This window comes from Xanthomonas fragariae (assembly GCF_900183975.1).
In the GTDB taxonomy this organism is placed as follows: domain Bacteria; phylum Pseudomonadota; class Gammaproteobacteria; order Xanthomonadales; family Xanthomonadaceae; genus Xanthomonas; species Xanthomonas fragariae.
Map to the genome: position 1 here is coordinate 3,317,343 of NZ_LT853882.1, position 16,004 is coordinate 3,333,346.

General features: G+C 62.0%; 14 protein-coding genes, 1 other RNA gene and 1 pseudogene. 4 read left to right on the forward strand and 12 right to left on the reverse strand.

What is annotated here, in order from left to right; genetic code table 11:
- Nucleotides 1-54 precede the first annotated feature (54 nt).
- Nucleotides 55-1,026, reverse strand: coding sequence for a site-specific tyrosine recombinase XerD (gene xerD, locus PD885_RS15515; protein WP_002811987.1), 972 nt, complete (start codon nucleotides 1,024-1,026; stop codon nucleotides 55-57).
- Nucleotides 1,027-1,409: 383 nt separating this feature from the next.
- On the opposite strand from xerD, the gene PD885_RS15520 reads away from it, so the two are divergent.
- Nucleotides 1,410-1,877: an RDD family protein gene (locus PD885_RS15520; RefSeq protein ID WP_002811988.1), complete on the forward strand. Its 468-nt coding sequence runs from the start codon at nucleotides 1,410-1,412 to the stop codon at nucleotides 1,875-1,877.
- Between the two features lie 68 nt (nucleotides 1,878-1,945).
- Here the strand turns inward: PD885_RS15520 and PD885_RS15525 are convergent.
- From PD885_RS15525 to lptF, 3 genes are all read right to left on the reverse strand, one after another.
- A non-coding RNA gene (locus tag PD885_RS15525) (sX9 sRNA) lies at nucleotides 1,946-2,025 on the reverse strand.
- Between the two features lie 60 nt (nucleotides 2,026-2,085).
- Nucleotides 2,086-3,192 carry an LPS export ABC transporter permease LptG gene (gene lptG / locus PD885_RS15530; RefSeq protein WP_088056972.1) on the reverse strand — a complete coding sequence of 369 codons (1,107 nt, stop codon included), beginning with the start codon at nucleotides 3,190-3,192 and terminating at the stop codon, nucleotides 2,086-2,088.
- The gene (gene lptF, locus PD885_RS15535; protein WP_088056973.1) at nucleotides 3,189-4,271 is read right to left on the reverse strand and encodes an LPS export ABC transporter permease LptF; all 1,083 of its coding nucleotides are present in this window, start codon (nucleotides 4,269-4,271) and stop codon (nucleotides 3,189-3,191) included. Before lptF ends, lptG begins: the two co-directional genes overlap by 4 nt.
- A 107-nt stretch (nucleotides 4,272-4,378) precedes the next feature.
- On the opposite strand from lptF, the gene PD885_RS15540 reads away from it, so the two are divergent.
- The 3 genes from PD885_RS15540 (at nucleotide 4,379) to PD885_RS15550 (ending at nucleotide 9,522) form a co-directional block, all read left to right on the forward strand.
- Entirely contained in the window at nucleotides 4,379-5,860 is a 1,482-nt protein-coding gene (locus PD885_RS15540; RefSeq protein ID WP_088056974.1) for a leucyl aminopeptidase, read from the forward strand.
- Nucleotides 5,861-5,974: 114 nt separating this feature from the next.
- Nucleotides 5,975-6,400 carry a DNA polymerase III subunit chi gene (locus PD885_RS15545; RefSeq protein ID WP_002811997.1) on the forward strand — a complete coding sequence of 142 codons (426 nt, stop codon included), beginning with the start codon at nucleotides 5,975-5,977 and terminating at the stop codon, nucleotides 6,398-6,400.
- Between the two features lie 200 nt (nucleotides 6,401-6,600).
- Complete coding sequence (locus PD885_RS15550; RefSeq protein ID WP_088056975.1) at nucleotides 6,601-9,522, forward strand: valine--tRNA ligase; 2,922 nt, start codon at nucleotides 6,601-6,603, stop codon at nucleotides 9,520-9,522.
- Nucleotides 9,523-9,859: 337 nt separating this feature from the next.
- Here the strand turns inward: PD885_RS15550 and PD885_RS15555 are convergent.
- From PD885_RS15555 to PD885_RS15575, 8 genes and pseudogenes are all read right to left on the reverse strand, one after another.
- Nucleotides 9,860-11,003, reverse strand: a pseudogene (locus PD885_RS15555) (IS3 family transposase).
- Nucleotides 11,004-11,160: 157 nt separating this feature from the next.
- The gene (locus PD885_RS20960; protein WP_134656621.1) at nucleotides 11,161-11,355 is read right to left on the reverse strand and encodes a hypothetical protein; all 195 of its coding nucleotides are present in this window, start codon (nucleotides 11,353-11,355) and stop codon (nucleotides 11,161-11,163) included.
- 53 nt (nucleotides 11,356-11,408) lie between these two features.
- The gene (locus PD885_RS20965) at nucleotides 11,409-11,594 is read right to left on the reverse strand and encodes a hypothetical protein (protein WP_145953992.1); all 186 of its coding nucleotides are present in this window, start codon (nucleotides 11,592-11,594) and stop codon (nucleotides 11,409-11,411) included.
- A 99-nt stretch (nucleotides 11,595-11,693) separates the two neighbouring features.
- Nucleotides 11,694-11,900, reverse strand: a complete 207-nt coding sequence (locus PD885_RS22810; protein WP_386270502.1) for an SMI1/KNR4 family protein — start codon at nucleotides 11,898-11,900, stop codon at nucleotides 11,694-11,696.
- Between the two features lie 159 nt (nucleotides 11,901-12,059).
- On the reverse strand, nucleotides 12,060-12,530 hold the full coding sequence (locus PD885_RS15560) for an SMI1/KNR4 family protein (RefSeq protein WP_088056976.1): 471 nt from the start codon (nucleotides 12,528-12,530) through the stop codon (nucleotides 12,060-12,062).
- 1 nt (nucleotide 12,531) lies between these two features.
- On the reverse strand, nucleotides 12,532-14,280 hold the full coding sequence (locus PD885_RS20970) for an HNH endonuclease (RefSeq protein WP_159087648.1): 1,749 nt from the start codon (nucleotides 14,278-14,280) through the stop codon (nucleotides 12,532-12,534).
- Nucleotides 14,273-15,403, reverse strand: a complete 1,131-nt coding sequence (locus tag PD885_RS15570) for a DUF2169 family type VI secretion system accessory protein (protein WP_088056977.1) — start codon at nucleotides 15,401-15,403, stop codon at nucleotides 14,273-14,275. Before PD885_RS15570 ends, PD885_RS20970 begins: the two co-directional genes overlap by 8 nt.
- Before the next feature lie 121 nt (nucleotides 15,404-15,524).
- Nucleotides 15,525-15,962 (reverse strand): hypothetical protein, encoded by a 438-nt coding sequence (locus tag PD885_RS15575; RefSeq protein WP_088056978.1) that lies wholly within the window; start codon nucleotides 15,960-15,962, stop codon nucleotides 15,525-15,527.
- Between the last annotated feature and the right edge of the window lie 42 nt (nucleotides 15,963-16,004).

Sequence of the window (16,004 nt, forward strand, 5' to 3'; positions counted from 1 at the left end):
CCCGGCGGCGCAGTCGTGGCTGGGCAAGCAGAATGTCGCAAGGATCACCCGCCGTTACCCTCGCGGATGATGCGTGGCGTGCAGCTTCTGCAGGTGTTGCCGCGCCACCAGCGTGTAGATCTGGGTGGTCGACAGCGAACTGTGACCGAGCAGCATCTGCAGCGCGCGCAGGTCGGCGCCGTGGTTGAGCAGATGGGTGGCGAAGCTGTGGCGCAGCCCGTGCGGGCTGACGGTGGCCGGGTCGATGCCGGCCACGGCTGCGTAGCGTTTGACCAATGCCCAGAACCGCTGACGGCTGAGCGGCCGACGCGTGGCATCGATGAACAGCGGCACCTGCCCGTCTACCGGCGCCACCGGCTTGTGCTCGGCCAGCAGTGCGCGCGCATCGCGTAAATAACGCTCCAGCCAATGCTGGGATTCCTCGCCTAGCGGCACCAGCCGATCCTTGCTGCCCTTGCCGGTCACTCGCAGCACGCCTTGACGCAGGTTGACCCCCACCGCCGGCAGATTGACCAGTTCGCTGACGCGCAAGCCGGCGGCATACATCAACTCCAGCATGGCGCGGTCGCGCAGACCCAGCGGGGTGTCGATGTCGGGCGCCGCCAACAGCGCCTCGATCTGGCTTTCGGTCAGCGCCTTGGGTAGCGAACGCGGCAAGTGGGGCGGATCGATCAACGCGGTCGGATCGTCGCTGCGTACCCCATCGCGCAGACACAGTCTGTAGAACGCGCGCAAGGTCGACAGCAGCCGGGCAGTGCTGCGCGGAGAGTAATGGGCCTGCGAGCGCCAGCGCAGATAATCGAACAGTGTCGCACGATCAAGGCCGAGCAACCCGCCGCCGGCACCGTCGCGCCAGCGCGCCAGCCCTTCCAGGTCGCGCCGATAACTGTCCAGGGTCTGCCGCGCCACGCCTTGCTCGGCCCAGAAACGGTCGAGAAAGCGCTCGATGGTGGCGGCATCGGCTGCCTGCACCGGTGGCAGTTGTTGGACAAGTTGGCGGCGTTCGGCGGGACTGCTGGCAGACATCGCAACAGCATAGAACGTGGCGCCTACTTTGGATCGAATGCGTTGCTTGCCAGCCATGCGGCTTGCCTCAATACCCAGCCAACCGTTCTACCTTGAGTGGCTGACAAGCGTAACGAACGGTCATACAGATACAGAGGCGAACCTCGCGCACGGAACGTGATGACGAGACCATCACTTGTCGTCTCTGCGGTCAGTCGATGATCGGAAGACTGAATCGCCATTGCCGAAATAGACGCATGCCGCACGAGCCCTGGCCATACCGTCTGGCGGCCAGCGCAGGCGTTTGATAGCCGCTCGTACTTCTAGGTTAGCCACCCCAGGTGCGACTGGCCGCTGCCGCAGCGCGGCGTTGCTCGATCGTTCGCGCCCGCTATGCTCGCGACATGACCTCGCCCCCCTCCCCTTGCGTTGTACGCGCTCCTGCCCTGGTGGGCTGGCGGCTGCTGGCCATGTGCTACGACGCTTGGCCGGTGCTGGCGCTATCGATGTTGATTTCCGCCGCCTTCACGCTGGCCTTCACGCTTGCCGGGCACCCGGCACGCCAGAACATCACCCCTTTCAGCGGCTGGCAATGGGTGCTGTGGCTGTGCTGCTGGATCGCCGCCGGCGTGTACGCCACCGTGAGCTGGCGCCACGGCGGCCAGACCCTGGGCATGCGCCCGTGGCGGCTGTCGTTGATCGGCGCGCAAGCTTCATGGCGCACGCTGTGGATACGCTATGCGGTCGGCACTTTGTCGCTGGCCTTGGCAGGCGCAGGGTTCTGGTGGGCCTGGGTGGATCGCGATGGACTGGCGTGGCACGACCGAGCCAGTGGGACGCAGTTGCGGAGAATTCCCAAACCGAAGACCTAAACGGCAATCACGCGAGGCGATAACTATCGCCACAAGCTGCATCTGCAACCCGGATCGCGAGTAAAAGCCGCTAACAAAACGTAGCGCGCGCGCGTCGGGTGGCTGCGGACGGCGCGGAGGACCCGGAGTTGTACGAGTCACGGTACATGTCGGTTGCGGGCACCGGCCGCACCCGCTTGGTGGCCGCGCAGTAGTGTTGTTAGCCGCTCTAGCTACTGCGCCGCCGGAACAACCACGCCGACACGCCCATCATCACCATCGGCGGCAGCGCGTAGGCGATGCGGTAATCGAGCTTGAGCGCGCCGGCCATGCGGCCGAAGAACAGCTGCAGCAGCCAGAATCCGAGCGCGAACAGGATGCCAAGGAACAGGCGCTTACCCAGCCCGCCGCTGCGCAGCGACCCGAACGAAAACGGGATAGCCGCCATGCACAACGCCAGCACGTTGAGCGGATAAAACCAGCGGCTCCAATACTGATCCTCGTAATCGCGCGCATCCAGCCCATTGCGGCGACGGTATTCGATGCTCTGTTCCAGATCGTGCGCGGACAGATTGCGCGGCTTGGCCAGGCCGGCTGCCAGCGCTGCCGGGCTCAGCTTCGATTGCCACGGCAGCTCAGGGAAGGTTTCGCGCTGCACCGAGCGTTCCTGGAAGATATCGCGGCGCACGTTCCGCAGCGTCCAGGTGCCACTGCGGTGCTCGGCAACGGCTGCATAGGTCAGCTGCTGCAGGCGGCCGCCTGGATCGAGGTGATACAACCGCACATCGTGCAGATCCAACGCGGTGCCGCCACCGTCGAGCAGTTTTTCTTCGCCGCTCAGCGCATTGAGGAAGGTGTCGCCCTCCCGCGCCCACAGGCCGGAATAGCGCGACGCCGCCATATTGCTGTTGTAGCGGGCGGTGGTTTTCAGCGTATCGGCCTGGTTCTGCGCCCAGGGGCCCACAGTCTCGCCACTGATCACCATGATGGCGGTCAGCAGCGCCATCGCCGCAACTACCGAAGCTGACATGCGCTTGCGCGACACGCCCAGCGCGCGCAAGGCGGTCAATTCGGACGTCGCTGCCAACTGGCCCAGGCCCATTAGCGCGCCGATCACCGCGGCCGTGGGGAACAAGGTATATGCCCGGCGCGGCACGGTGTAGGCCACGTAAGCCACCGCATGACCGAAGCTATAGCTGCCCTGGCCGATGTTCTTGGCCTCGCTGGCGAAGGCGTTGACCAGGTCCAGGCCCAGCAATACCGACCAGGTCAGCAGCACGGTGAACAACACCACGCGGCCGACGTACACATCGTGTACTCGCGGCATCAGCCTCATGCGCGTGCCCTCGGCCGACGCACGCGGCCATCGCGCGCATATGCCCAGATCGCCACCGCCAGCAGTGGCAGCGTCAGCCACCACAGACCCAGCGCAGCAGACGTCTTGCCGTTGGCGATCCACTGTGTGCCGACGATCATCAGATTGGTGCCGACCATGTAGGCCAGAAAGGCCACCATGATCCGGCCGTAGCGCTGCTGCCGCGGCGCGCTGCGCGACAACGGCAGGGTCAGCAGTGCGAACGCCAGCGCCAGTAGCGGCGGCGCCAGGCGCTCATGCAGCTGCGCACGCGCGGCTGGGCGCTCGTCGGAGAGCAGCTGTGTCGTCCACATCACTTCCGGATCGTTGGCGTCGTGTCCCCGGGTGCGATCAGGCAAGGCCACGTCGTTGCTGGCGAACTTCATCAGCCGGTAGTCCAGGGTGTCGCCGGCAGCCGGGCCTTCGATGCGGTAGCCGTCCTCCAGGCGCAGGAAACGGTCGGTCTTGCCTTCGAAGAACATCGCGCCGCGATCGGCAGTGACCACATCGATGCGGTCGTCCTTCTGGCGCTGCATGAAGACCTTGCCCAGGCCCTTGCCGTCGGCGGAAATCGTCGCCAGGTAGACCACCCCGCCTCCGGACAGCGGCGTGAACTTGCCCGACTCCAGGCCGGCCATGAGCACGCTGCGGTTGGCGTCTTCCAGCATCGTCTCGGCGGTACGGTTGGCCCAGGGACCCAGCCACAGCGAGCACAGCCCGATCACCACCACAACTGGCACCACCAGCATCAACATTGGCCGCAACATGCGCCGTGGGCCAACGCCGATGGCGGTTATGACGGCCATTTCCGAATCGCGGTACAGGCGCGCCAGTGCCAGCAGCAGGCCAAGCATCAGCGCCAGCGGCAGGATGATGGGCAAATAGGCCACAAACTGCAGGCCAACCTGAGACAGCAGCAAGCGCGCCGGGATGCGGCCATCGGCGATGTTGCCGAGGATATCCACCAACACACCGCCGACGCTGACGACCAGCAGCACGATCAAGGTGGCCAGGAAGCTCTGGGTGAAATCGCTAAGCAGGTATCGATCGAGCTTCGGCATGAGGTGGGCTTGTCTTAAACTCTCGGATTCGTTCGCGGCGTCGCCAGCCTAGTCCGGTTGGCGTAAACAGCCCGCGATTGTACGGATTTGCCTACGGAATCTGATCAATGGCCCTGCAATTCATCCTGAACCAAGACGCGCCGGCAAGCACCCACGTCGACTGCATCGTAGTTGGCGTGTTCGCCGACAAGACTCTTTCGCCTGCTGCCCAGGCGCTGGACCGCGCCAGCCAGGGCCGTTTGACGGCATTGGTGGCACGCGGCGATGTGGCCGGCAAGACCGGCAGCACCACCCTGCTGCACGACTTGCCCGGCGTGGCCGCACCGCGCGTGCTGGTGGTCGGCCTGGGCGAAGCCGGCAAATTTGGCGTGGCGCCCTACCTCAAGGCGATCGGCGATGCGACCGGCGCACTGAAGACCGGCGCGGTCGGCACTGCCCTGCTCACCCTGACCGAACTCCCCGTCAAGGCCCGCGATACCGCCTGGAACATCCGCCAGGCTGTGATCGTCAGCGACCACGCCGCCTACCGTTACACCGCCACGGTAGGTAAGAAAAAGGTCGATGAGACCGGCCTGACCACCCTGGCGATCGCCGGCGCCGACGCGCGCGCATTGGCCGTTGGCGTGGCCACCGCCGAGGGCGTGGAGTTCGCCCGCGAGCTGGGCAACCTGCCGCCGAACTACTGTACCCCGGCCTACCTGGCAGAGACTGCCGCCGCGTTCGCCGGCAAATTCCCCGGCGCCGAAGCGCAGATTCTGGACGAGGCGCAAATGGACGCACTGGGCATGGGCTCGCTACTGTCGGTGGCGCGTGGCTCGGCCAACCGCCCGCGCCTGATCGTGCTGAAGTGGAACGGCGGCGGTGACGCCCGCCCGTACGTGTTGGTCGGCAAGGGCATTACCTTCGATACCGGCGGCGTCAACCTCAAGACGCAGGGTGGCATCGAGGAAATGAAGTACGACATGTGCGGCGGCGCCAACGTCATCGGCACCTTCGTGGCCACGGTCAAGGCCGAGCTGCCGATCAATCTGGTGGTGGTGGTGCCGGCGGTGGAAAACGCCATCGACGGCAATGCCTACCGCCCGTCGGACGTGATCACCAGCATGTCCGGCAAGACCATCGAGGTCGGCAATACCGACGCCGAAGGTCGCCTGATCCTGTGCGATGCGCTGACCTACGCTGAACGCTTCAACCCTGAAGCACTGGTGGACGTGGCCACGCTCACCGGCGCCTGCATGGTGGCACTCGGCCACCAGACCGCCGGCCTGATGAGCAAGCACGACGACCTGGCCAACGAGCTGCTGGCTGCTGGCGAGCACGTGTTCGACCGCGCCTGGCGCCTGCCGCTGTGGGACGAGTACCAGGGCCTGCTGGACTCCACTTTCGCCGACGTCTACAACATCGGCGGCCGCTGGGGCGGTGCGATCACTGCCGGCTGCTTCCTATCGCGCTTCACCGAAAAACAGCGCTGGGCGCATCTGGACATCGCCGGCGTGGCCAGCGACGAAGGCAAGCGCGGCATGGCGACCGGGCGCCCGGTGGGCTTGCTGACGCAGTGGTTGCTGGACCGCGCCGCAGGTGGGAATTGAGCATCGGGAATAGGGAATCGTGAAAGCCCTCTTCTCTCAGGCATCGCCGCGACCTTCGAGGTCACAGCGATGCTGTGACCATTCCCGATTCCCCTCTCCCGATTTTCTGCCCTGATGCCCCGTGCCGATTTCTACCTGATCGCCAAACCGCGCTTTCTCGACGAACCGCTGCGGCTGGTCTGCGAGCTGGCGCGCAAGGCCAACGACGCCAATCTGTCCACGTTGATCCTGGCGCGCGACGCCGCGCAGGCGGAAGCATTGGACGATTTGCTGTGGGCGTTCGACGACGAGGCCTACGTCCCGCACCAGATCGCCGGCACCGATGAGGATGACGAACTGACCCCGGTGCTGATCGCCGCGCCCGAGTTCGCCGCCCCCTCGCGTCCGCTGGTGATCAACCTGCGCGACGACCCTTACCTGGGCGCCTGCGACCGCGTGCTGGAAGTCGTCCCCGCCGACCCCGCCGCCCGCGAACCGCTGCGCGAACGCTGGAAGCAGTACAAGGCCCTCGGCCTGGAACTGACCAAGTACGACATGTGAGTGTGGTTGGGTTGGGAAGTTGGGATCGGCGGTTGGTAGAAGTGGTTTTTCCGCGCACCCACAGGCTCCATCCAACGACGAATCCCGAACAGCCAATCTCCGCTCCACAGCGCCACCGCTGACGTTGATGCAATGGGTTGCCGGTGATACTTGCCGGTACCACTACTCAACAAATTCCGAATCACGAACCCCGCCCCACTATGACCACACTCGCTTCCAGCTACGAACCCTCCTCCTTCGAATCGCGCTTGTACACTCAGTGGGAGGCTGCCGGTTATTTCGTGCCGTCTGGTGAGGGTGAGCCCTACACGGTGCTACTACCGCCGCCGAACGTGACCGGCACACTGCACATGGGCCACGCGTTTCAGCAAACGCTGATGGATGCGTTGGTGCGTTATCACCGCATGCGCGGCTTCGACACGCTGTGGCAGGTGGGCACCGACCACGCGGGCATCGCCACCGAGATGGTGGTGTCGCGCAATCTGGCGCTGGCAGCCAATGGCGACACGCGCGATTCGCTAGGGCGCGAGGGCTTCATTGCCAAGGTATGGGAGTGGAAGGCAGAATCCGGCGACACCATCGAGCGCCAGATGCGCCGTCTGGGCACCTCCAGCGATTGGTCGCGCAGCACCTTCACAATGGACCCGCAGCCGTCGGCCGCGGTCAACGAAGCGTTCGTGCGTTGGTACGAGCAGGGCCTGATCTATCGTGGCCAGCGGCTGGTCAATTGGGACCCGGTGCTGAAGACCGCCATCTCCGATCTAGAAGTGGAAAACGTCGAAGAAGACGGCTTTCTGTGGTCCATCCGCTATCCGCTGGCCGATGGCGTGAGCTACGAACACATCGAGCAAGACGCCGACGGTGTTGAGACCCTACGCGAAACCCGCGATTATCTAGTGGTCGCCACCACGCGCCCGGAGACCATGCTGGGCGATACCGCGGTGATGGTGCATCCGGAAGACCCACGCTACGCCACGCTGCATAACGCGCATATCGTCCTGCCGCTGACCGGCCGGCAAGTGCCGGTGATCACCGACGATTACGTCGATCGCGCGTTCGGCACCGGCGTGGTCAAGGTCACGCCTGCGCATGATTTCAATGATTATCAGGTTGGTGTGCGGCACGACTTGCCGATAATCAACATCCTCACGCCAGATGCAAAAATTATCGGTTTCTCTAGCTATCGTGAGCGACGCAACACTGAAAATCCCCGCGACCCGATCCTCACTCAGGAGCGCGATGCGCTACCTTTCGATATCGGAATTCCTGAGAAGTATTGGAATCTCGACCGTTACGAAGCCCGCAAACTTATCCTTGTCGATCTAGAAAGCGAGGGTCGATTAGTCGAAACCAAGCCGCACAAACTACAGGTGCCGCGCGGCGATCGCACCGGCCAGGTGATCGAGCCTTACCTCACCGACCAGTGGTTCGTGAAGATGGAAGCGCTGGCCAAGCGCGGGCTGCAGCTGGTGGAAAGCGGCCACATCCAATTCGTGCCGCCGAACTGGATCAACACCTATCGCCACTGGATGCAGAACATCCAGGATTGGTGCATCAGCCGCCAACTGTGGTGGGGCCACCGGATTCCGGCATGGTTTGACGACGCCGGCCGTTGCTATGTCGGGCATGACGAAGCGCAAGTGCGCGCGAAGCATGGCCTTGGTGCAGAGGTTGCCTTGCACCAGGACAGCGACGTGCTGGAAACCTGGTTCTCCTCGCAGCTGTGGCCGTTCTCCACGCTCGGCTGGCCAGATGCAAGCGCGATGGCCGAGCGCGGTTTCGCGCGCTATCTGCCGTCGTCGGTGCTGGTCACCGGCTTCGACATCATCTTCTTCTGGGTGGCACGCATGATCATGGCCACCGACAGCTTCACCGGCCAAGTGCCGTTCCGTGATGTCTACATCACTGGTCTGATCCGCGATGCGCAGGGCCAGAAGATGTCCAAGTCCAAGGGTAACGTGCTCGATCCGCTCGACATCATCGACGGAATCAGCTTCGATGCGTTGGTTGCCAAGCGCACCAGTGGCTTGATGCAGCCGCGCATGGCCGAGAAAATCGAAAAAGCCACCCGCAAGGAATTCCCGGACGGCATCATCGCGCACGGTGCCGACGCGCTGCGCTTCACCATCGCCGCGCTCGCCACGCACGGCCGCGACATCAAGTTCGATCTCGGCCGCGCCGAAGGCTACAAGAACTTCTGCAACAAGCTATGGAACGTCACGCGCTTTGTGCTGATGAACACTGAAGGAGCGCGCTTTGTCGGCGTACCGCAACCGCGCACTGAAGCGGAGAAGTGGATCCTGTCACGACTGGATAAAGTCACCGCAGAAACGCATTCCCACTACGCCAGCTATCGCTTCGATCTGCTCGCGCAGTCGCTGTACGAGTTCGCCTGGAATGCGTTGTGCGACTGGTTCGTCGAACTGGCCAAGCCTGCGCTCAATGGTCAGGACATCGAAGCTGCCGCCAGTACCCGCCACACTCTGCTCTACGCGCTCGAAGCGCTGCTACGTCTGCTGCACCCGCTCACTCCATTCGTCACCGAAGAATTGTGGCAGCAGGTTGCCCCACGCCTGGGCATCACCGCCGCCACGATCTCGTTGCAAACGTTCCCACAGGCAGGCGATATCGACATCGGTGGCTACAACACGGCGGAAGCCGATGTCGAATGGTTGAAGTCGATGGTGTCGGCGTTACGCCGCGTGCGCAGCGAATTGAACGTGCCGCCGTCCAGGCAAGTGCGCCTGCTGCTGCAGGCAGGCACGGCCGATGATCGCACTCGCGTTGCCCGCTTCGCCTCGCAGCTATCGTTCCTGCTCAAACTCGAAGCGATCGCCTGGCTGGAGGCCGGCCAAGATACACCGCCGTCGGCCGCCGCCATCGTCGGTGAGCTCACGCTGCTGGTGCCGCTGGAGGGCCTGGTCGATATGGATGCCGAGCGCACGCGACTGGACAAGGAAATCAAGCGCGTGGAAGGCGAGATCGGCAAGTGCAACGGCAAACTCGGCAACGCCACCTTCGTGCAGAACGCACCGGCCGTGGTGGTCGAACAGGAACGTACGCGCTTGAACGACTGGACCACGCAGTTGACTGGTTTGCGCGAGCAACGCGCCAAGATCTGAAGCGGTTGATCATTCCAGCGCGCCGCTTGGCGGTCACGCTCGCTGTTCGGAGAGACAACCGATCCGACCGAAGAATCTGATCGGGCGCGCCATCGTCCGATCGACGCAGGTCACACACTGCATGCAACCATGCACACCGACATCCTCAAGTTCACTCGCCGCGTTGTGAGTTGTCATAGGCTTCCTTGTGCACTCACTGTGATCACCAGGACGAGCGCGATCTACCAAACCAAAGTCAACCCTAGTGGACTTCTGAGATTGATTGCATGGTTCTTACGTTCTGCTGCAGTGACCCGAAGCCTGGTGATGTTTGATACGCCCAGGGTTCCGTAGACACTCAAGACCCTCGTTGCGCGTAGCGCCGTTCAAACTCTACAGGGGACAGGTCGCCAGTTGAACCGTGGCGGCGGTTGGGGTTGTAGAACATTTCGATATAGTCGAACACCTCAGCGCGTGCGGCTTCTTTGGTGGGATAGATCCGCCGCCTGATCCGCTCGCGTTTGAGCAGGCCGAAGAAGCTCTCCACGGGTGCGTTGTCGTGGCAGTTGCCACGCCGACTCATGCTGCACACCACGCCATGGGACGCCAGGAAACTGCGCCAGTCATCGCTGGTGTAGACAGACCCTTGGTCCGAATGAACCAAGCAACCAGCGTTGGGTTTGCGCCGCCACACCGCAGACAACAAGGCCTGCACGACCAACTCGGTGTCGGCCCGATCGCGCATCGCCCAGCCGACGACCTGCCGGGAAAACAGATCGATCACAACAGCCAGGTACATCCAGCCTTCATGCGTGCGGATGAAGGTGAAATCGCTCGCCCAGGCTGTGTCCGGCTCAGTCACGTCGAACTGTCGGTCAAGCAGGTTGGCCGCCGCCTTGCACTGCATTCCTCCATGGAAGCGCGGTTTGCGACCATAGCCCACCTGGGCACGCAGTCCCTCGGTGCGCATCAGCCGATGCACCCGATGGCGACTGCAACGCTCACCCAGATCGCGCAGATCCCTGGTGATCTTGCGATGCCATAGACACTGCCGCTGGCCAGCCAGTGGTGCTTGATCAGTCCAAGCAAGCGCTCATCTTCCTTGGCGCGCTCACTGTTGGGCGAGCACAATCAGGCGTAATAGCCCGACCGGTTGACCCGCAATACCCGGCACATCGCACACACCCTGAATTCCCCACAGTGGGCTTGCATGAAGGCGTACTTTGCCCTTACCCCTTGGCAAAGTACGCGGCGGCCTTTTTTAGGATGTCGCGCTCCTCGGTCACTCGACGCAACTCTGCCTTCAGCCGCCGAACCTCGGCGCTCTGGTCCACCTCGGCGCGCTGCACCACGCCAGGCTTGCCGAACTTGCGCAGCCAGGCGTAGAGGCTGTGCGTGGTGACACCCAGTCGCTCCGCGACTTCTGCCACCTTGAAACCACGATCGGTCACTTGCCGGACCGCCTCGATCTTGAATTCATCCGTATACCGCTTGTTGCTCATAGACACCTCCGAATTGACCATTTTCCATGGCCTTGAGATGTCTAGGAAACCCTGGGCGTATCATTGCGACGCTAAGCGCGGATGTGCGATCAGGCCAACGCCCGTCGCGACGTCAGAAAACTCCTATGCGTACCTGAGATTTCGCCTTGCATAGCCTTCACTTTTTGCAAGTCAAATAAGCTCTTTTCTCAAAATTTACATCCAGGCGCACGCTCTTCTTCAATTCATCGATCGCGCGGCAATCAGGGATCAAACCATTGGCCGGGAACGAGTAAAATTCTTTTTCTTTACTCAATTGGTTCAACGCCCCCCAAACACGCCCCCCCCGCTCGGAAACGCACAGCACTTTCATCCCCAATCTTCGCGATAAGCAGATCACTTCTGTTTTCCGCTAGCCACTTGCTATCACTGTTCAATTTCACTTGCCTGCTGACCCAGCAGATCATCGCGATAGCCCGCAGCCAAGATACTCACCGATTCAATTCGATTGTCAAGAATGTCGAAATTGATCCACAACAAGAAATCCGGCAGATACCATCTTGCCACTCCCCAGGTAATATCTTCCTCCCAATGATTTGGCTGAGCCCCCACTTTCTCGATGAGGACTGACGGCGAGTGATCAAAACTCAGGCCAAAGGGAAGATCTCCGCGCCAGCATTGGTAGTCGGATATCCGCTCCGGCTGCGCCGCTTATCGAAAAAAGTCAGCGATTGATGTCAGGGAACGTACAGTGTCTAGCCCAGCATACTCAAGCATATCGGGGATCGGCCTGTGGCCACCATTACATCGCCGGAGAAATGAACGGTAATCGTCGGGTAATACCGACCCGAGCGTGACTTCCAACTGGTTGATGCGCTTCTTGTCGAGCCCTGCTCCAGTCTTTTTGAAGGTAATCATTGATGAACCTCCTTTCCCGAGCTCGGCGTGTCGGTCGGCGCCTCTACAGGAAAATCTCGCTGACCACTCTCTCGTTGGAGAAATCAAAGCGCATGAACCTACCCGCTGGCAACTCGCGTATCGCTCAATTTCACGCGCAGCGTTCTAAGCGGGAAAAGTTTAATGCAGCTTTTCAAGTAATTCAGAGAATGATGAGGCAACTGGGACCGTAACCGGCGTAAATTCCTCCGAGGCATTGTGGTCCCAAATCACAACCTGAGGATGATCTGAATCATTCCTGAAGTCAAAACAAAGGAAGTCCCCCGCGAAGAGCGTCGCAAAGGGCAGGATGTTGCAGCCCACTTGATCTGGATCGCTAGCCAAGCGCTCCCCTATCTGAGTCTCTACGACGCTGATTTCATACTGCCCATTGGCGGGATCACTTTCAGGATCATCCATCAAAGGCAGGAACCGTTCAATGATCCGGTCGCCCCCTTCAGCTTTGAAAGATTGCTTGTGCGGGATGCCGCCGTTTCCGTAACTGAGAAATGACTTAAAATCCTCAGGGAGCTTTGCACCACAATACTCTTCAATCGAGGTTATGCACTCAGCGCTTGGTTCAGCAACAGCATTCTTCACGTCGATAACCATTTTATCTACTCCCTGCAGCCCAAAGACCGGGGGACCTACCGCCCTGGTGATTGATGATGTTATGCGGCCCAAAAGGCACCAACTCCATTCTACCGGGAATTTCTGAGTGGTGCCAAGTGAAGCCCTCCGGTTTACCACCCGGAATACGAGAATCAAGCCACCTGAATTGTGCGGGGTCGCCAGATTTCCAGAGCTCTTCCGGCAGGTTGTCCACCTTCTCTATAAGTCCAGCTTTCTCGAAGTCTGGGAACTTGGTGCCCTCCTTGAACTGAACATCGGGGATCAGCCCCTTTTCGATGGCCTCTCGTTTGATAGCGGCTTTCTCTCCCGCCGTTAGCTTCTCCCCATCCGGGAAGTCCTTTTTCCAAGACCACGGTTTGTTAGACTTAATGAGTTGAGCATAACGCTCTGCGCGACTCAGCTGCGCCACATGCACGCCGGCGCTTGCGGCATCAACCCCTTTTCCTAGTTCATCTGCTTTGCCAGCATCCGCCAAGCTCTCCGTGCCGCGACCGATATCAGCTGCAGCTTCCAAGCCGCGGGCCGCATCCGCGGCTTCGTTCAAAGCCCGCGCACCCCGCGCAGCCTTGCCCAAAGCGCCCGCCCCTTTTGCCACCGCACCCACCGGGACGAACATTGACAAAAATGAACCGCCCTTCTGGGCATCATTCTTGAGCTCGAAGATGTCGTCCACATAGCCGGAGGACATCATCTCGCCGGCACGGCCAGCCAGCGCATTCGCCTTCGCGATGTCCCCGGCCTGGTAGGCGGCTCGTGCCGCCTGGTTCAGGCTATCGGCGACCGTCGCGGTGCTCGCGATCCCGCCGATCGTGGCGTACTTGGAGCCCACCACACCCAAGTTCCACAGGTCCGATGGCAGGTTACCGATGCCCTTGAGAACACCGACCCCCGTGTCTGCCGGGTTGTTCCAGCTGGCTTCCGCGATGCGTTGGGTGCTGGCCCAGGCGCCCGAGGTGGCATCCTTGGTCTTCTGCCACCAAGAACGCTGATCCTGATCCTCATCCAGCAGCGCCTGCAACTGGGCGTTGGGCTTGCCCGAGGGCTCCGCTTCGCTACGCGCGGACTTCTCGACAGTGACCACCCGGCCCAGGGCACCGCCCACGCCGGCAGCGTCGCAGTTGACCTTACACAAGCTGTCCTGGCGCACCACCGGCTGATTGTTGACCTTGACATTACTCTGACCAGTGAGGAATTGAACGTGACCGCCGCCTTGCGAGGTACCGGCCACCACATGCGCGCCCGCATCGCCCTTCACACCTTTGTGCGTATCGCCGACCCGGTAGACCGGCGTGCCTTGCGCCTTGACGTCGGGAGACGCCTTCACGTGCTGATTGATGTCGGCATAGCTATCGAACGGCACGACCCTGTTGCCGACCTTGCAGAAGTCCGGCTCGCTACACACCGCCTTCCAATCACCCTCATGGGCAACATGTTGCGAGCTACCGGTCTGATCTTCCCCGTCTTTGTGTGGCTTGGAGGCAGCGAGTTCGCCGTCCTTGTAGATGCCCTTGTCGAAGCGCCGTTTGGTTTCCTCCGCCGCCCAATCGAATACATCGCGGCGGGATAGCCTGCCTGGCTCGTCGGCCCAGGGATGTCCCCCTGCGGCGAAAAGCCCATCGACGTTGGATGCTGCCTCCGCGGCCTGTTGCGCGCTGTCGATATTGAAGTGGCTGCGAAAGGCGCTCGCAGCATCACCGCGGACATTGACACTTAGAGGGGTGTCAGCCATGTCCTTTCTCCGCGGCCAGCGGGCTACCGCTGACCTCGGCAAAGATGATCGATCCCAGCGAGACGTGCTGTATTGGATCCTCTCTCTCAAAAGTACCTCGCCACACCAAGTGCACCTGGCGCGCATCGAGGTCGACGCCGACGGTATCCAGGACCAGCGGACCTGCCTGCTTCTTGCCGCTAGCCCCAGTGGCCGCTGCCAACACGGCCTCGCCCGGCAAGCGCATTACCGCCGCCCGCTCCGGCAGCAACCCCATCATCGCGATGGCCTCGTCACCTTTCAGAAACCCAGCGCAGATCAGATCTGGGTGGGCGCTCTGGTAAAAGCGCGCGTCGAAATCCTCCGGCAGCAACGGGTAGCGTTCGGACTGCCAGCGCTCGTCGTAGGTGCCGGCATATTGCAGTCGAGGCTGGCACCAACGGGGGAGAGGGCCGAATCCCTGAGCGGCCAAGGGCTGATCAGGATGGCGGACCGGCTGGTCCAGGGCCTCGATCTGCGGTGCCTGTAGCCGCTTGAGGCGAGATAGGTCGGCCTGCAACTGTTTACGCGCCGGCTTAGACAAATCCTTGACATCCACCGGTCCTGGGAGCCAACCACAGCCTGCCGGATTGTCCAGTTTGTACACGTGCGTGGCCGGCGCTCCTTCCTCTTCCTGCAGCGAAAAACTGCCTCCGAACGCATGCCGGTAGTCCAGTGGCACCGAATCGGTAGGTTCGGCAGGCGAGAGCCGCCAGCGGCCCCAGGCGCGCTCGAAGCTGCGTGGCCCGTGCAAGCGAAGCACCTTGCGCACTGGGCCCACCCGCAGGCCTGCGATCCAGGTGCGCTGAGGGATGCCGTTGGTCGCGCGGGCCGTGCCAGTAAGGTAGACGTCCGTCGCCGGCTTGAGCAAGGCGAGGTCACCTTCTCGGCGCAATACCGAACGCAATGGTTGCTCGGCGGCCGCGCCATCATATTCGTCGCCGTATACGATCGGCATCTGCTGCGGGGAGCGCGACACCGCGCCCTCGCCCGCGGCAAAATCAAAGGTGCCGCGAACGGCCAGCATGTCGTAGACAATACCGCCCGGACCGGTCTTTTCCACCCAGGCATGGGGAAAGCCACTGCGGTTGTCGATGGTGGCCATTCGCGAGAAGTGGACTGCTCGTGGATCGACTGTGGAGGGGATGCAGCCAAGCGGCGTCGCTAGCAACAACCGCGGCGCGCTGAACGGGCGCTTGGAGGGCTTACGTCACCGAGTGCCGGCTCTACGACTGCGGCGGGCGTATGCCGACCCGGTACAAGCAATCCGGGTTGCCGGCACGGAAAGCAAATGACAGGCTCCCCCACGGCTGGCTCGACACGTGCACCGTCGATTCCTTGTCTGAGCGCCCCCGGGGTGTTTGGGTAATTTTCAGCGCGCCATAGTGCTCGCGCACCTGGTCCAAGGTGACGCATGCGCCGCCCAGTTCCAGGCTGAGCCCGCTTTTATCATCGAACTCACCCTGCGGTCCGAGCGCGAGGCTGCTGTTCTCGATCCGCACGTTGCCACCCAGCGGAATGCCCGCCCCCACGTACTGAATGAGTTGCGGCGTCTGCTTGTGCGGCTGTAGCGGCGTGCCAATGGTCGCAGCTACTTTTTCCGGCGTCAGTGGCATCTGATGGGTGAGATTTTCGATCAACTGCCAGATGGTGGGTGCGCTCATGGTGGAGTCCTCAAAATTCTTAGCTTGACTGCTGGCGCATCC